Consider the following 14,959-nt stretch of genomic DNA (forward strand, 5'->3'; position numbering starts at 1 on the left):
TAGAGGGTGTCATGCATTTTTTGCTGGAATGATGTGGCCCGCGCGACGCAACGGTTGCCAGGCAAGATAGGTCAGGCAACGCCACAACCACTCCATCGGCCCGAACCGGAATGCCTGCAACCACAGCCGGCTGACCACGACCTGCACGGCGAACAGCAGCAGCACCAGCAGCGGTTGCCAGAAACGCGGCAATTGTTCGTAGTAGCCCAGGCCGTAGCCGTTGAAGATCAACGTGCAGACCAGCGATTGCAGCAGATAGTTGGTCAGCGCCATGCGACCGGCCGGCGCCAGCCATGCGAACCTGTGGGCCAGCCACGGTTGCTGCAGGCCACGCAGCAACCACGCTGTGTAGCCCAGGCACATCAGCACGCCGGCCGCGGTCGACAACGAGAATGCTAGCGCCGAGGCCAGGTCCAGTCTGCTGTAATCGGCGGTCGGTTGCAGCCATAGCGAGGCCAGCATCAGTCCCAGCCCGGCGGGCAGCGCAAGCCAGCGCAGACGGCTGAAAAGCAGGCGATGTGCCGCCGGGTTGGCGATGACGCCGCTGCGCACGAACCACGCCCCGAGCAGGAACATGCCGAACACCAGCGGACCGGTGAAGGTCAGCCCGCTCAGGCTGACAACGACATCGTGCACACGTTGCAGGTTGGCCTGGGCATAGCTGCCACTGCCGTAGGCCAGTCGCTGGGCTTCGATCAACGCCGGCACGGTGCCGGCCTGCTCGGCCATCAATTGTTGCCATTGCGCCGCCGAGGCTGGATTGGCCTGCAACAGACTGCCCACCAGGCCCAGCGCCATCATCATCGCGATCGGCGCCAGCAGGCTCAGTACCGCGACCACCAGCAGGGTCCGCGTCGATGCATCGGCAAATGCCAGCAGCAGTAACGACAGCAAGGCATAGGTCAGCAGGATGTCTCCGGACCACAGCAGCAACCCATGCAGCAGGCCGATGCCGAGCAGCACCAGGCTGCGTCGCCAGTACAGCCCAGCCAACGGCCGGCGTGCCGCGGCGGCACGCTGGGCCATGACCGCGAAGCCCATCCCGAACAACAGCGAGAACAGGGTGAAGAACTTGCCCTGCACGAGCACGTAGATCAGCGCGTCCATCCAGCGGTCCTTGCCAGACAGCACAGGATCGACGCCACTGAAGGACGCGGCAATCGGTCCGACAAAGGCTTCGATGTTCATCAGCAGGATGCCGAGCAGCGCGAACCCGCGCAGCACGTCCAGGCTCTGCAGGCGTTGGCCGGAGGTCACTGGCGCAAGGGGCGCTATCGAGGTCTGTTGCATCCGCTGCCTTTGCGCATATGCGCACGAAAGGGGAACCGGATTAGACCATGCCGCTGCCGGCTGCGGACGCGGCCGGGTCAAACACGCCGCTCGGCGATGGCGGATGCGACGACGGCCTGCAAGCAGGCCGTCGCGGGTAAACATGGCAGTGGACGCGACTCAGTGCTGGTGGCCGCCTTCGCCGTGCACGTGGCCGTGCTCCAGTTCTTCGGCGCTGGCTTCGCGCACGTCGACGATCTCGACATCGAAATGCAGGTCCTTGCCGGCCATCGGGTGATTGAGGTCGACGTCGACCACGCTCATGCCGACCTTCTGGATGGTGACCGCGCGCGGGCCGAAATTGGTCTGCAGCACGACCTGCTGGCCCGGGCTCAGCTTCTGGTTGCCGAAATGCTTCTTCGGCACGCGCTGGCTCAGGCCCTCGCGCACTTCGCCGTAGGCATCGGCGGCGCCGACATCGACCGAAAAACTGTCGCCGGCTTCACGATCCTGCATCGCCGCTTCCAGGCCGGGGATGATGTTGCCGTGGCCGATCAGGATGGCCAACGGCTCGCGGTCCTTCGAGGTTTCCAGCGGTTCCTGGCCAACTTCGGAGACGGTGTAATGGAAACGGACGACGCTGTCTTTTGCGATTTTCATGCTCAACTCTGGGATGGGCTGCCGCTGATGGCAGACGGAAGCGGCTTGTCGGCCACCGGGAAATACGGCGAAGATGTGCCGCAATGGATATCGTGCATTATCGCGGCTCGTCCGCCCGGGTACCAGCGTTGCGCCACGGCCTCGTGCTGCTGGCGACGCTGGCGCTGCTGACCGCGTGTGGCAGCGAACCCAACGTGCGCCCGGCCGCGCCCGCCAGTACGCGGGTCTGGCCAACGGTGCAGCCGGCCGACCCACAGGCCGCCAATGCAGTGCTGATGCGGGCCCTGGGACTGGTCGGCACCCCGTATCGCTGGGGCGGCAACACCCCCGACTCGGGCTTTGACTGCAGTGGCCTGGTGACCTATGTCTACCGCGACATGCTGGATCTGCGCCTGCCACGCACCTCGACCGCGCTGGCCCAGGTGCAGGGGCCGAGGCTGCCGCCGCAGCAGCTGGCACCGGCCGATCTGGTGTTCTTCGGCAGCCGTGGCAACGTCAGCCACGTCGGCATCTATGTCGGCGAGGGCCGCTTCGTGCATGCGCCCAGCAGCGGCGGTACGGTGCGGCTGGACTATCTGGACGGTCCGTACTGGCGGGATCATTACAGTGGTGCCAAACGGGTGCTGAACTGAGACGGCCGTCACCCATTGGTAGCAAATTGGCCGTCTTAACGTAAAAATAACGATTCTTGAACATCGTGAAGATTGGATGACGGCATCATCGCCCATCACCCGCTCTTCACGAATCCATGTGACGACCCACGACCTGCCCTCAGGCCCTGCCGCCGCCACCCGACCCCCGCGGGTTTCCCTCCGTTTCCTGATTGCCGCCAGCCTGTTGTCGCTGGGCCTGCCTGCGTTTGCGCAGACCACGCCGGACATCCAGGCGCCCATGGCCACCAGCGCCACCGCCGATGTGGTGGTGGATGCCGCCCCGGCGACCGCCGAGGTCGAGCCGGCTTCGGTCCAGGCTCCGCAGAATTTCCAGTCCAAGGCCGCTGAAGCCGCCACTGCCACGCTCAGCGCGCTGATGCCGCGGTTGGCCGCCAGCGATGGCATGCCGCTGCTGGACCGTTCGACCATGGTCGCCGGCGATATCAGCCGACTGCTGGCCTCCTACAACCTGCCGCAGAACGGCGTGGTCAGCCAGCAACAGGGCAGCAAGGTCCAGGCACTGCTGCAACGTGCGCTGACGCTGATGGGTACGCCCTATCGCTGGGGCGGCACCTCGCCCGACAGCGGCTTCGATTGCAGCGGCCTGGTCGGCTATGTGTTCCGGACCGCGCTGGGCATCGAGTTGCCGCGCGTATCGGGTGACATGGCAGCCAAGGCCGATGCCCAGCTGATCAAGAACCGTGAAGAACTCAAGCAGGGCGACCTGGTGTTCTTCGGTCGTCGCGGCCGGGTCAACCATGTCGGCATCTATGTCGGCGAAGGCCGCTTCCTGCATTCGCCCAGTACCGGCAAGGACGTGCGCGTGGACAGCCTGATGAGCGGCTACTGGAGCAATCGCTTCATGCAGGCGCGACGGGTCGCGCTGTAACCGGGCAATAACCGGACAGAACCAAAAAACCGCCATCGACTGGCGGTTTTTTTTCGTCCTGTGCAGCCAATGGCTCAGCCCGGTGCGCGCCCGGTCGAACGCCGCAGCTTCAGCTCGTACGGGATCCTGACGATGCCGCCTGGCACTTTCTCGCGGATGAAGCGCAGCAGCTGCTCGGCGGCGACCTTGCCCATTTCCCGGCTGGGCTGGCGGATGGTGGTCAGGCTGGGCCAGACGTGGCGCGACATAGGGGTATCGTCGAAGCCGAACACCGACAGATCGCCGGGAATGGCCAGGCCGCGTTCCAGCGCCTCGCAGATGACCCCACAGGCGGTGTCATCGTTGGCGGCGAAGATCGCGGTCGGCGGTGATGGACCGTCCAGCAGCTGGCGCGCACCGGCCACCCCGGACTCGAACGAGAACTCGCCCTCCACCACCAGCGTACTGTCGAATTCGATCCCGGCCTGCTTCAAGCCGTCCAGATAGCCGTCCAACCGCCAGGCGCGGGCGCCGTGGGCCGGATGGCCGGTGATGTGGGCGATACGGCGGTGTCCGAGCGCGATCACATGGGCCATCATTTCAGCGACCGCGCAGCGTTCGTCGAGGGTGGCGCCCATGCTGGCATGATGGCTTTGCGCCGACACGCTGGCGTACGGAATGCCACTGTCGCGCAGCACCTCCAGCAAGCGTTCGTCGTCGGTCAGTGGCGGGGTCAGCACCAGTCCGTCGGGGCGATACTGGGCCAGCATCTCGCGCGCGCTCTCGACGTGATCCTCGCTGGTGTAATCCAGCGGCCGCAGCATCATCCCGTAGCGATGGCCTTCGCAGGCATCCAGCACGCCGCCGATGATTTCCATGACGTAGTTGGACGACGGATTGTCGTACATCAGGCAGACCTGGTACGAGCGATTGCCGGCCAGGCTGCGCGCGGAAGGATTGGGCCGGTAGTTCAGTTCCTCGGCTACCTGCAACACTATCTGGCGGGTGCGCTCACGCACGTTGGGCTCGCGGTTGAACACCCGCGACACCGTCTTCATCGAAACGCCGGCGGCCGCCGCCACGTCTTCAATCCTGGCGGGCATGCGGCTGTCTCCGGAATGATGCAGGCGAGAAGATTGAGATCATTGGCCCCCCTTGTCCGGCCGCTGGATGCATTGTCGGCCATCACCACGCTGGCGCCAAATCGCGCTGCGGCAAGACGGCCTGGCAACCTCGACAGGCACTGCTGGTCGATGCTACAGCAGGTGATCCTGGTAACTGGCGATGGTTTCCTCGATGCCCTTGCTCAAGGCCATGACCTTCTGTGCGTACTCGGACAGCTGGCAGTCTTCCTTGTCGACCGGCGTCCACGCCGGCACCGGCGTCGGCTTGCCCTCCACCCCGTCCAGCGCCACGAACACGATGATGCAATGCGTGCACAGCCGGCGCTTGCCACCCATCGGGTCACGAGCACGCACCTGCACCGCGAAGTGCATGCTGGTGGTGCCGGTGTAGACCAGCTTGGCCGATACCGTCACCAGGTCACTGATGCGGATGGGAGACACGAAACGAATACCGCCGACCGCAACGGTGACGCTGTATTTTCCGCTCCAGCCGACCGCCGCCGCATAACCGACCTGATCGATCCACTTCATCACCACGCCACCGTGGACCTTGCCACCGTAATTGACGTCCGTAGGCTCGGCCAGGAACCGGAACGTCAGTTCGCGTTGTTCACCACTCATTGCCACCTCCGCTCAGCAGACACGACAGAGTACGCCAACTTGCAGCGGCGCGGGGTTGGCGCGATGCTGCCGCATCTCCCACCGGCGGGCACGATCATGTTGCGCAGCATTCTGGCAATCCTGGCAGGCGTCGTCGCCGCGTTCGCCCTGATGTTCGTCCTGCAACTCATCGGCCTGCGGCTGTTCCCGCTGCCGCCGGGCAGCGTGCTGGACAATGAAGTGGATCTGGCCCGGCTGGTGGCCCAGTCCAGCCCTGGCCAGAAGACCTGGGTGGTGCTGGAATGGGCGTTGGCCAGCTTTGCCGGTGGCTGGGTCGCCGCCCGGCTCGGTCGCGATTACCGGCGTGGGTCGGCGCTGGTCGTCGGCGTGGTGATCACGGTCGGCGTGCTGATGAATGCCTCGGTGCTGCCGCAACCGCTGTGGATGAGCGCGCTTGGGCTGTTGCTGCCGGTGCCGCTGGCCTGGTGCGGATGGCGGTTGGCGACCCGGCCGCGATAACAACGGTCGCGCCGCGCGGCGTTGCCCCAGCGAACCGGGCCACTTAGACGGCAGGCGTCAGATCGACGAACGCTCGCCCTCTTCCACGCCGAGGTTGGTCGATGCGGCGTCATAGACCTTCTGGTCGAGCAGGCCGGTCTCCTTGGCCACCAGCACCGGCACCAGCATCTGCCCGGTGACGTTGGTCATGGTCCGCATCATGTCCAGCACCCGGTCGATGGCGACCACGAAGCCGATGCCTTCCAGCGGCAAGCCAGCCGCGCTCAGCACCAGAGTGACCATGACGATCGCCGTGCCCGGCACCCCGGCAGTGCCGAAACTGCCGAGCACCGAGGCCAGCAGGATCACGAAATACTGTGAAAACGACAGATCGATATTGAAGTACTGGGCGACGAACATCGAGGTCAGTGCCGGATAGATCGCGCCGCAGCCATCCATCTTGATGCTGGCGCCCAGCGGCACCGCGAACGCGGCGTAATCCTTGTCCACGCCCATGTTGTGGGTGACGCTGCGGATCGCCGCCGGCATCGAGGCGAAACTGGACGAACTGACGAAGGCCACCTGCATGCCCGGTGCCGCGCCGCGGAAGAATTTCAGCGGATTGAGCCCATGCAGCGCGACCAGGCCGCCATAGACGAAGATGATGTGCAGGGCGCAGGCCACATACAAGGCGAGCACGAAAGTGCCGAGCGGCAGCAGTTTCTCGAAGCCATAGGTACCGACCAGCCCGGCAATCAGGCCGAAGGTGCCCAGCGGGGTCATTTCCAGCACGAAACGGGTGACCTGGATCATCGTCTCGCTGGCCTCGCCGGCCAGCTTGCGCAGTCCGGCGGCGCGCTCGCCAATCTTGACCAGCGCGAAGCCGACCAGGCCGGCAAAGAAAATCACCTGCAGGATCTTGCCGTCGGCCAACGCCTTGAACGGGTTGGCCGGGACTACATCCAGCAGCACCTGCACCGGCTGCGGCACTTCGCGCACGGTGTAGTCGGCGGCCACCGTCAGCCCGCTCAGGCCCTTGCCCGGTTGCATCACCCAGCCGACTGCCAGCCCGACCAGCACCGCCAGTGCGGCGGTAATGGCAAACCACATGAACGTGCGCCCGCCGAGTACCGCCATCGACTTCTGCCCGTGCAGGCTGGCGACCGCATTGATGACCGCGAACAGCACCAGCGGTACCGCAATCATCTTGATCAAAGTCACGTATACCGTGCCCAGCGGGCCAAACCAGGTTTCCGCATGCGGCCCGAACAACCAGCCAGCCAGTGCGCCCAGCACGAAGCCCAGCAGCACCCGCTGCCAGAACGGAATTCTCAACCACGCGGAAACCAGCTTCATCGCACTACCTGACTTGACCAGCAGCGCACCATATCCCAGTCAGGGCGGACGCGCGAGGGCACTGCTGGAATGGCGGGTGTCATCAGCAGGACATTCAGCGCCAGCTAAAATGGGCGATTGTCTTTGCCGGATTCCATTGCATGTCGCAACGCTTTTCCTTCGCCCTGCTGCCGGGCGCCTGCCTGACCGCACTGCTGGCTGCCTGCGCCAGCCCCGGTGCTCCCTCCGTTGCCAGCGCCAGCATCAATGTCGAAGTTCCGACGGTGGCCCATCCCGCCGGCGAAACCCCCGCCTGGTGGTATCGCAACGGCGCCGCCCAGGCGGCCGCCAATGGCGCCATGCAGGGCCGGGCCAGGAACGTCATTCTGTTCCTCGGCGATGGCATGAGCCTGACCACGGTGGCGGCGGCACGCATTCTGGACGGCCAGCGCAAGGGTGGCAGTGGCGAAGAGAACCTGCTGGCGTGGGAACGCTTTCCGCATACCGCTTTCAGCAAGACCTACAACACCGATTCGCAGACGCCGGATTCGGCCGGCACCATGAGCGCCATCACCACCGGGGTCAAGACCCACATGGGCGCAATCGGGGTCAGCGCCGGCAGCCGCCGCGACTGTGCCGACAGTCTGTCCAAACGCACCCTGAGCTGGCTGGAACTGGCGTCCAGCGCCGGCCTCTCCACCGGCATAGTCACTACCGCCCGGCTGACCCACGCGACCCCGGCCGCGACCTACGCCCACAGCCCGGAACGCAACTGGGAAAGCGATGCCGATGTGCCCGCCGACGCCCAGGCACAAGGCTGCCGCGACATCGCCCAGCAGCTGCTGTCATTCAGCCGCTTCGGCCATGGCCCGACGGTGGCGCTGGGCGGTGGCCGCAGCGAGTTCCAGGGCACCGATACCCGTGATCCCGAATACGACGACAAGGTCGGCCTGCGCCTGGACGGGCGCGACCTGCCCGCCGAATGGCTGCAGGCCAACCCCGGAGGCCGCTATGTCTGGAACCGGGAGCAGCTGCAAGCGGCCAGCGATGCGCCGGCAATGCTGGGGCTGTTCGATCCGGATCACATGCACTTCGAACACGACCGTCCGGCCGACAAGGCCGGCGAACCGTCGCTGACCGAAATGACCCTGGCGGCGATCAAGACGCTGTCGCGCAACCGCGATGGCTACGTGCTGATGGTCGAAGGCGCGCGCATCGATCACGCCAATCATGACGGCAATGCCTTCCGCGCCCTCGACGAGACCATCTCGATGTCACGTGCGGTGCAGGCAGCGATGGACGCGACCTCGCGCGATGACACCCTGATCATCGTCACCGCCGATCATTCGCACACGCTCAATTTCGTCGGCTACCCGGTGCGCGGAAATCCGATCCTCGGCAAGGTCAAGGGCGTCGGCGGCGAAGATGGCCTGCCCGGCGATTTCGCCCGCGATCTGAGCGGCCTGCCCTACGCCACCCTGAGCTATGCCAATGGCCCCGGCTACACTGGCAAAAGCAATCAGCAAGCCGAAGGACCGAAGCGTCATCCGCACAGCCCCAGCAGCATCGAGCCTCGCACCGGCCGCGCCGATCTGACCGATGTCGATACCCAGGACCCGGACTACCTGCAGGAAGCCCTGGTGCCGCTGAAGGACGAAACCCATGGTGGCGAAGACGTCGGCATCTGGGCCAGCGGCCCCGGCAGCGATGCGGTCCGCGGCACCGTCGAGGAAAACACCATCTACCACTTCATCGTCCAGGCCACCCCGACCTTGCGCAAGCGCCTGTGCCAGGCCGGCACCTGCAATGCCGACGGCGTGCCGGTGCAGTTGCCGAAGCCAGTCGACTACATGCAACAGCCGACTGATTGACGGTGTACAAAAAAAGCGCGGCCAGGCCGCGCTTTTTTTTTGTTGCCGTTCCAGTGCTGGCTCAGAACGGTTTGGCCAGCACCAGCCAGATCACCCCCAGCAACAGCAGGACCGGCACTTCGTTGAAGATGCGCAGAGTCAGGGTCGATGGCAGCAGACGGCCTTTGTCGAGGCCTTTCAGCCAGCGGCCGGCGACGATGAAATGGGCCAGCAGCAGCACTACCAGCAGCAGCTTGACGTGGATCCAGCCCATGCCACGGCCCATGCCGAAGTGCAGCCACAGGGTCAGGCCCAGGATCACCGCCAGGCCGAACATTACATGGCCAAACAGGTACAGCTTGCGGCCCATCCTGCGCAGGCGGGTCTGCACGTCGATCTGGCCGCCGCTTTCCTCCAGGTTGATCAGGATCCGCGGCAGGTAGAACGCCGCGGCGACCCAGGCCATGACGAACAGCAGATGGAAGGTCTTGACCCAGGTATAGGCATTCATGATTGGCGTCCTGCGATGGTGATTGGCTCGCGATAGGATAGCCGACCCGCCCGCAGACCCCACCAATGACCAAGATCTATGACGCCGAATACTTCCAGCACTGGTACCGCCAGCAGGACATCGGCGGCCCGCAGCGGCTGGCACGCAAGGTCGCGCTGGCGGTTGCCACCGCCGAGTACTACCTGGAGCGTCCGATCCGCAGCGTGCTCGATATCGGCTGCGGCGAAGGCGCCTGGCGGGCACCACTGCGCAAGCTGCGTCCCAAGGTCCAGTACCTGGGTTTCGACAGCAGCGAGTACGCGGTACAGCGCTATGGCCGCAGCCGCGACCTGCACTTTGCCCGTTTTGGCGATTTCGAATACCTGCGGCCCTGCCCGCCGGTGGATCTGCTGGTCTGCGCCGACGTGCTGCACTACATCCCCAATGCCGAACTGAAACGCGGCCTGCGCGGGGTGTCGGAGCTGTGCGGCGGGGTTGCGTTCCTGGAACTGTTCACCGCGCAGGACGAATACGTCGGCGACCACGCTGGCTTCCAGCCCCGCACGGCACGCTGGTACCGGCAGCAGTTCGGTGCCCAGGGCCTGGTCCCGCTCGGTTCGCATTGCTGGTTGCCACGAGCGCTGGCCGAACAGCTGGCGGCGCTGGAAATTCCAGCGCGCTGACGCCGGCATCAGCGGCAACGAGCGGGCCGGGTGAGGCCGGTGTCATTGGCGACGCGCCCCGGCATCGTTGCTGAATCACTGCGCGGCCAATCGATCGCCAGCTGAACAGGGCATACCAGTGGCAGGCCAGTTCCGGTATGCTGCGGTGCAGCACCCTGCACCACGATCGGGATTCCCTTGCCTATGTCGCTTTATCAATTGCACGAACTCGGACGCGCCTGGATGGCCCCGCTGGCCTACATGGCGGAAGCCAACGCACGCATGTTCTCGATGCCCGGCAGTTGGCTGTCGGCGGTTCCCGGTGCCGACCGCATCGCCGCCGGCAACGAGCTGATCTACCGGATCGGCAAGGACTACGAAAAGCCGCCGTGGGAAATCCACAGGATTGAGATCAACGGCCTGCAGGTGCCGGTGATTGAACAGGAAATCATTTCCAAACCGTTCTGCCGCTTGCTGCGCTTCAAGCGCTACACCGACGACGCCAACAACATCGTCGCGCTGAAAGACGACCCCACCGTGCTGGTGGTGGCGCCGCTGTCCGGGCATCACGCCACCCTGTTGCGCGATACCGTGCGCACGCTGCTGCAGGATCACAAGGTCTACGTGACCGACTGGGTCGATGCGCGGATGGTGCCGACCGAGCTGGGTGACTTCGGCCTGGACGACTACGTTGCCTACATCGAAGAATTCATCCGCCATATCGGTGCCGAAAAACTGCATGTGATCAGCGTCTGCCAGCCGACCGTGCCGGTGCTGGCGGCGGTGTCGCTGATGGCCGGGCGTGGCGAGGCCACCCCGCAATCGCTGGTGATGATGGGTGGACCGATTGACGCCCGTCGCAGTCCGACCGAGGTCAACAGCCTGGCCACCCGCAATCCACTGTCGTGGTTCGAGAACAACGTCATCAACACCGTGCCGGCGCCGTATCCGGGCCAGGGGCGGCAGGTCTATCCGGGCTTCCTGCAGCATGCCGGCTTCCTGGCGATGAACCCGAGCCGGCACTTCATGTCGCACTGGGATTTCTATTCGGATCTGGTCAAGGGCGACGAGCAGGACGCGCAGGCGCACCGCAAGTTCTACGACGAGTACAACGCGGTGCTGGACATGCCGGCCAAGTATTACCTGGAGACCATCCACACCGTGTTCCAGGAATTCCTGCTGCCGCGTGGGCAGTGGACCATCAATGGCGAGAAGGTCAATCCGGCGGCGATCAAGAAGACCGCGCTGCTCAGCATCGAAGGCGAGCTGGACGATATTTCCGGTCTCGGCCAGACCGCCGCCGCCCACGATCTGTGCACCGGCATCGCCAAGGCCAAGCACCAGCACATCACCGTGCAGGGCGCCGGCCATTACGGCATTTTCAGCGGCCGCCGCTGGCGCGAGAAAGTCTATCCGCAGGTCCGCGATTTCATCGCCAAATACGACGCCTGAGTCGCAGGCAATGACAGGCCGGGCCAAGGCCCGACCTGTCCACGACACCACTTGGATGCCCGGCGCTGGCTTCAGACCAGCGCGCTGCGTACCAGCAGATGCTTGGCCAGCTGCGCGTGCAGCTTGCCCAGTCCGCGCGCCACGTGCAGGGTGACGAACAACAGCAGCACCCCGGCCAGCAGCATCAACGGCGCGACCCATGCCCACTCGGCGTAGATGTCGACACCATCCAGCCAGACGCCACTGAACTGGCCACCGAACAACTCCATGACTGGCGCCCCTATCAGCACGATCGAGGTGGTCAGCAAGGTCAGCAGCACGCTGAAATAGAACGTCCCCAGCGGCATCATCAGCAGCATGTACAACATCGCGGTCCAGGTGCGGCCATCGGTGAACATCTCCTTGATCCGGGTCAGCCAGGGCTTGTCACGCTGCGTGTACAGCGGCCGCCGCGGCATCCGTTCGCCCAGCAGTACCTCGACAATCCGCCCTTCCACCAGCGACATCAGCCGCACCGAAGCCAGGAACAGCAACAGCAGCGGGATGCCGATGATCAGGATCAGCAGGCTGACCGACAGGCTCATGCCGGTGACCACCCAGGTGAAGTAGAAGATACCGGTAGCCAGCGACAGCATCAGGTAGAACAGCGCGCCATAGGTGTGCGGGTCGGCGGCGACGCCAAAGAAGCGGCCGAGCCATGATTTGCGCTTGGCTGGCATCGGCGGGCGCAGTGCGCGGTTGACGGTGACTTCGGTCTGCCGGTAGATATCGGCCACTTCCTCCGGCGCACCGTAGCTGCCGGCGACCGAGGCGATCACCTCGGCCTCGCTGCGGCCGGATTGTTCGGCCAGTTCCGAGCGCAGGTATTCCTCGGCGTCGTACAGGGCATCCTGGATCATCGCCGGGTCGGCATCCTTCAATGCCAGCCGCAACTGGTCCAGGTACTGTGGAATCGTGGTCGGCAACACGGTGCTGTTCATCAGCCAATCCCCTTCAGGACGTAATCAACGGAGTCGCGGGTCGCACGCCAGGCCGCGGCCCAATCACGCAGGGTCTGCCGCCCTGCCTCGGTAATGCGGTAATAGCGTCGCGGCGGACCGGCCACCGAAGGCTCGACCGAGCTCTGCAGCCAGCCGGCGGCTTCCAGATTGCGCAGTACCGGATACAAGGCACTCTGCTTGCCGCTGAGCACGCCTTCGCCGTCGCGCTCCAGCTGTTTGGCGATCAGGTAGCCGTACATCGGTTCCGGCGCCTGCGCCAGCACCGCCAGCAGCGCCAGCGATACGGTGCCGCTGCTCAACTCCTTCTGGAACTTGCGCAAATGGGCGTCGGGCTCGGCCATGGAGGTCGCCTCGCAACTAGGTTGAAAGCAATACTAGTGTTTTGTTCGCTATAGCAGACGTGCTGTTAGTCATGGGCCGCAGGGTCGATTGACAGCCGAGGCGATTGTTTGCCCCAATCGGGCCTTCATTCACTGCCGGATCCCGCCATGAGCTTGCGCCCTTCCCTGCTGTTGCTGGCCCTTGGCCTGGCCTGCCCGCCGCTGCTCGCGGACGCGCAGACGCCGTACAAGAGCGCGCAGGAAATCCTCAAGGCCTCGCCGGACGCCGACTGGCGCACGCTGGACCCGGCCAACACGCTGTACATGGAACTGCCCGCCGGACGGGTGATCATCGAGCTGGCGCCCCGGTTTGCCCCCGCGCACGTCGGCAACATCCGTACCCTCGCCCACGAGGGCTACTGGAATGGCCTGGGGATCTATCGCTCGCAGGACAACTTCGTGGTCCAGTTCGGCGATTCGAGCGAGGACGAGAACCAGCGCAAATCGATTGGTTCGGCGCAGAAAAAGCTGCCGGCCGAGTTCGAGCGTGATGCCGGCGGCCTGAAGTTCGATGCGCTGCCGGACAGTGACGGCTGGGCGCCGGAAGCCGGCTTTGTCGATGGCTTTCCGGCCGCGCGCGATCCGCAGACCGGCAAGACATGGCTCGCGCACTGTTACGGCACGCTGGGCGCCGGCCGCGATACCGCGCCGGACAGCAGCAACGGCACCGAACTGTACGTGGTCACCGGCCAGGCGCCACGGCAACTGGATCGCAACATCACCGTCGTTGGCCGGGTTGTCCAGGGCATGGAACTGCTGAGCGTGATCCCGCGCGGACCGGAGCCAATGGGCTTCTACGACAAACTCGGACAGGCCACCCCGATCACCGCCATCCACCTGGCCAGCGACGTGGCCGAAGCCGAGCGCACCCCGCTGCAGGTGCTGCGTACCGATTCCCGGACTTTCAGCGCCGCCACCGAAGCCCGCCGCAACCGTCGCGATGGCTGGTACGTCCATCCGGCCGGCCACATCGACCTGTGCAACGTGCCGTTGCCGGTACGTCCGGCCAAGGCTGGCTGAGACGCAGCCTGCCGGCCCGCCCTCAGCGCGGGCCGCGCTGGCTGAAGGCCACGCTGCCCAGAATCATCGCACCTGCCAGCAGCATCACCGGGGTCACCGGTTCGCCCAGCAGGGCCCAGGCGAACGCGGCGCCAAACACCGGTACCAGATAGGTCACGGTGGCGGCGCGCGGCGCGCCGATGCGATGGATCAGCTGGTAGAACACCAGGAACGCGTAACCGGTGCAGATCACGCCGATGGCCAGCGCGCTGCCCCACGCCAGCGGCGTAATCGCATGCTGCGGCCAATGGCTGAGCGCCAACGGCAGCACCAGCAGCGCCGCGCAGCTCAGGGTGGCGGCGGCAGCGGCCGCTGGTGGAATGCCGGCCAGGTGACGGCGGACCAGGTTGACGCCGATGCCATACAGCAGCGCCGCGCTGGCACCGGCCAGTACCGCCGGTCCCAGGCTCAGGCCATCGGCCTTGCTGGTCGCCAGCACCACCACCCCGGCGAAGCCGATCAGCAAGGCGATCGATTTGCGGATGCCGATCTTCTCGCCGAAGAACAGGAACGCCACCAGCGCCGCGAACAACACCGTCATCGCATTGCAGATCGCACCAATCGCCGCAGGCGCCCGCTGTGCCGCCCATGCGAACAGCAGGAACGGCACCGCCGAGTTGATGACCCCGATGACCGCCAGCTTCGGCCACATCCGGCGATGAAAATGCGCCCGTTGCAGCCACAGGAACGGCAGCAGGACCAAGGCACCGAGGGCCAGCCGGATTTCCACCAGTGCCGCGGCACCGAACTCCGGCGCGGCGATGCGCATGAACAGGAACGAGCTGCCCCAGATCGCACCCAGCAACAACAACTCCAGCGGCGTGCGCCAGTCGCGCCGGGCGGCCGCCGGTTCGGCGGCAAGCGCAACGGCAGCGGCGCAGTTCGGATTTTCCATGTCAGTCATCCCGTTTGTGTCGAGGCAAAGTCTTGCCCCGCCAACCAGGCCTGACAAGCGCATATTATCGGGGCTTGTCACAAAAATGGCTCATGTCTGCGATGCATCTGCGCCCCTCCCTGCTGCCCGCCCTGGCGGTGTTCACCGCCAGGGCGGGCAGCAG

At 65.2% G+C, this 14,959-nt stretch carries 16 protein-coding genes; 7 read left to right on the forward strand and 9 right to left on the reverse strand.

Translation table 11 applies throughout. The features are described 5' to 3' along the window. Window positions 1–9 precede the first annotated feature (9 nt). Both ABB29_RS15260 and ABB29_RS15265 read right to left on the reverse strand, forming a co-directional pair. Window positions 10–1,290: a DUF418 domain-containing protein gene (locus tag ABB29_RS15260; RefSeq protein WP_057660588.1), complete on the reverse strand. Its 1,281-nt coding sequence runs from the start codon at window positions 1,288–1,290 to the stop codon at window positions 10–12. 159 nt (window positions 1,291–1,449) lie between these two features. Next, window positions 1,450–1,929: an FKBP-type peptidyl-prolyl cis-trans isomerase gene (locus ABB29_RS15265; protein WP_057660590.1), complete on the reverse strand. Its 480-nt coding sequence runs from the start codon at window positions 1,927–1,929 to the stop codon at window positions 1,450–1,452. Between the two features lie 83 nt (window positions 1,930–2,012). On the opposite strand from ABB29_RS15265, the gene ABB29_RS15270 reads away from it, so the two are divergent. Continuing rightward, window positions 2,013–2,561, forward strand: a complete 549-nt coding sequence (locus tag ABB29_RS15270; protein ID WP_211260765.1) for a C40 family peptidase — start codon at window positions 2,013–2,015, stop codon at window positions 2,559–2,561. Between the two features lie 76 nt (window positions 2,562–2,637). Beyond that, window positions 2,638–3,471, forward strand: a complete 834-nt coding sequence (locus tag ABB29_RS15275; protein ID WP_083487972.1) for a C40 family peptidase — start codon at window positions 2,638–2,640, stop codon at window positions 3,469–3,471. 74 nt (window positions 3,472–3,545) lie between these two features. Here ABB29_RS15275 and ABB29_RS15280 read toward each other — a convergent pair whose 3' ends face one another. Both ABB29_RS15280 and ABB29_RS15285 read right to left on the reverse strand, forming a co-directional pair. Continuing rightward, window positions 3,546–4,553, reverse strand: coding sequence for a LacI family DNA-binding transcriptional regulator (locus tag ABB29_RS15280; RefSeq protein WP_057660592.1), 1,008 nt, complete (start codon window positions 4,551–4,553; stop codon window positions 3,546–3,548). Window positions 4,554–4,706: 153 nt separating this feature from the next. Continuing rightward, window positions 4,707–5,195 carry an acyl-CoA thioesterase gene (locus ABB29_RS15285; protein WP_057660594.1) on the reverse strand — a complete coding sequence of 163 codons (489 nt, stop codon included), beginning with the start codon at window positions 5,193–5,195 and terminating at the stop codon, window positions 4,707–4,709. A gap of 96 nt (window positions 5,196–5,291) precedes the next feature. Here ABB29_RS15285 and ABB29_RS15290 point away from each other — a divergent pair, with 96 nt between their 5' ends. Continuing rightward, window positions 5,292–5,693 carry a hypothetical protein gene (locus ABB29_RS15290; RefSeq protein WP_157062691.1) on the forward strand — a complete coding sequence of 134 codons (402 nt, stop codon included), beginning with the start codon at window positions 5,292–5,294 and terminating at the stop codon, window positions 5,691–5,693. Between the two features lie 57 nt (window positions 5,694–5,750). Here ABB29_RS15290 and ABB29_RS15295 read toward each other — a convergent pair whose 3' ends face one another. Beyond that, window positions 5,751–7,028, reverse strand: a complete 1,278-nt coding sequence (locus tag ABB29_RS15295) for a dicarboxylate/amino acid:cation symporter (protein ID WP_057660598.1) — start codon at window positions 7,026–7,028, stop codon at window positions 5,751–5,753. A 140-nt stretch (window positions 7,029–7,168) separates the two neighbouring features. Between ABB29_RS15295 and ABB29_RS15300 the strand changes: the two genes are divergently transcribed. Beyond that, on the forward strand, window positions 7,169–8,878 hold the full coding sequence (locus tag ABB29_RS15300; RefSeq protein ID WP_057660599.1) for an alkaline phosphatase family protein: 1,710 nt from the start codon (window positions 7,169–7,171) through the stop codon (window positions 8,876–8,878). A gap of 61 nt (window positions 8,879–8,939) precedes the next feature. Here the strand turns inward: ABB29_RS15300 and ABB29_RS15305 are convergent, their stop codons facing one another. Further along, a complete protein-coding gene (locus tag ABB29_RS15305; protein WP_057660601.1) occupies window positions 8,940–9,368 on the reverse strand; it encodes a CopD family protein in 429 nt (142 codons plus the stop codon). Window positions 9,369–9,433: 65 nt separating this feature from the next. Between ABB29_RS15305 and ABB29_RS15310 the strand changes: the two genes are divergently transcribed. Both ABB29_RS15310 and ABB29_RS15315 read left to right on the forward strand, forming a co-directional pair. Next, entirely contained in the window at window positions 9,434–10,030 is a 597-nt protein-coding gene (locus ABB29_RS15310; RefSeq protein ID WP_057660603.1) for a class I SAM-dependent DNA methyltransferase, read from the forward strand. A 183-nt stretch (window positions 10,031–10,213) separates the two neighbouring features. After that, a complete protein-coding gene (locus ABB29_RS15315) occupies window positions 10,214–11,461 on the forward strand; it encodes a polyhydroxyalkanoate depolymerase (protein ID WP_057660605.1) in 1,248 nt (415 codons plus the stop codon). Between the two features lie 71 nt (window positions 11,462–11,532). On the opposite strand, the gene ABB29_RS15320 is transcribed toward ABB29_RS15315, so the two are convergent. Beyond that, entirely contained in the window at window positions 11,533–12,441 is a 909-nt protein-coding gene (locus tag ABB29_RS15320; RefSeq protein ID WP_057660607.1) for a sensor domain-containing protein, read from the reverse strand. Continuing rightward, window positions 12,441–12,803 (reverse strand): PadR family transcriptional regulator, encoded by a 363-nt coding sequence (locus ABB29_RS15325; RefSeq protein ID WP_057660609.1) that lies wholly within the window; start codon window positions 12,801–12,803, stop codon window positions 12,441–12,443. Before ABB29_RS15325 ends, ABB29_RS15320 begins: the two co-directional genes overlap by 1 nt. A gap of 147 nt (window positions 12,804–12,950) precedes the next feature. Here ABB29_RS15325 and ABB29_RS15330 point away from each other — a divergent pair, with 147 nt between their 5' ends. Continuing rightward, window positions 12,951–13,862, forward strand: a complete 912-nt coding sequence (locus ABB29_RS15330; protein ID WP_057660611.1) for a peptidylprolyl isomerase — start codon at window positions 12,951–12,953, stop codon at window positions 13,860–13,862. Window positions 13,863–13,884: 22 nt separating this feature from the next. Here the strand turns inward: ABB29_RS15330 and ABB29_RS15335 are convergent, their stop codons facing one another. Further along, a complete protein-coding gene (locus ABB29_RS15335; protein ID WP_057660613.1) occupies window positions 13,885–14,796 on the reverse strand; it encodes a DMT family transporter in 912 nt (303 codons plus the stop codon). Between the last annotated feature and the right edge of the window lie 163 nt (window positions 14,797–14,959).

Source organism: Pseudoxanthomonas dokdonensis, from assembly GCF_001431405.1.
Taxonomy (GTDB): Bacteria; Pseudomonadota; Gammaproteobacteria; order Xanthomonadales; family Xanthomonadaceae; genus Pseudoxanthomonas_A; species Pseudoxanthomonas_A dokdonensis.

Coding starts and splice junctions, on each gene's coding strand:
- ABB29_RS15285 (WP_057660594.1), bottom strand. CDS start 5,195: ATGAGTGGTGAACAACGCGAACTGACGTTCCGGTTCCTGGCCGAGCCT.
- ABB29_RS15295 (WP_057660598.1), bottom strand. CDS start 7,028: ATGAAGCTGGTTTCCGCGTGGTTGAGAATTCCGTTCTGGCAGCGGGTG.
- ABB29_RS15325 (WP_057660609.1), bottom strand. CDS start 12,803: ATGGCCGAGCCCGACGCCCATTTGCGCAAGTTCCAGAAGGAGTTGAGC.
- ABB29_RS15310 (WP_057660603.1), top strand. CDS start 9,434: ATGACCAAGATCTATGACGCCGAATACTTCCAGCACTGGTACCGCCAG.
- ABB29_RS15270 (WP_211260765.1), top strand. CDS start 2,013: ATGGATATCGTGCATTATCGCGGCTCGTCCGCCCGGGTACCAGCGTTG.
- ABB29_RS15335 (WP_057660613.1), bottom strand. CDS start 14,796: ATGGAAAATCCGAACTGCGCCGCTGCCGTTGCGCTTGCCGCCGAACCG.
- ABB29_RS15300 (WP_057660599.1), top strand. CDS start 7,169: ATGTCGCAACGCTTTTCCTTCGCCCTGCTGCCGGGCGCCTGCCTGACC.
- ABB29_RS15315 (WP_057660605.1), top strand. CDS start 10,214: ATGTCGCTTTATCAATTGCACGAACTCGGACGCGCCTGGATGGCCCCG.
- ABB29_RS15290 (WP_157062691.1), top strand. CDS start 5,292: ATGTTGCGCAGCATTCTGGCAATCCTGGCAGGCGTCGTCGCCGCGTTC.
- ABB29_RS15330 (WP_057660611.1), top strand. CDS start 12,951: ATGAGCTTGCGCCCTTCCCTGCTGTTGCTGGCCCTTGGCCTGGCCTGC.
- ABB29_RS15280 (WP_057660592.1), bottom strand. CDS start 4,553: ATGCCCGCCAGGATTGAAGACGTGGCGGCGGCCGCCGGCGTTTCGATG.
- ABB29_RS15305 (WP_057660601.1), bottom strand. CDS start 9,368: ATGAATGCCTATACCTGGGTCAAGACCTTCCATCTGCTGTTCGTCATG.
- ABB29_RS15260 (WP_057660588.1), bottom strand. CDS start 1,290: ATGCAACAGACCTCGATAGCGCCCCTTGCGCCAGTGACCTCCGGCCAA.
- ABB29_RS15275 (WP_083487972.1), top strand. CDS start 2,638: ATGACGGCATCATCGCCCATCACCCGCTCTTCACGAATCCATGTGACG.
- ABB29_RS15320 (WP_057660607.1), bottom strand. CDS start 12,441: ATGAACAGCACCGTGTTGCCGACCACGATTCCACAGTACCTGGACCAG.
- ABB29_RS15265 (WP_057660590.1), bottom strand. CDS start 1,929: ATGAAAATCGCAAAAGACAGCGTCGTCCGTTTCCATTACACCGTCTCC.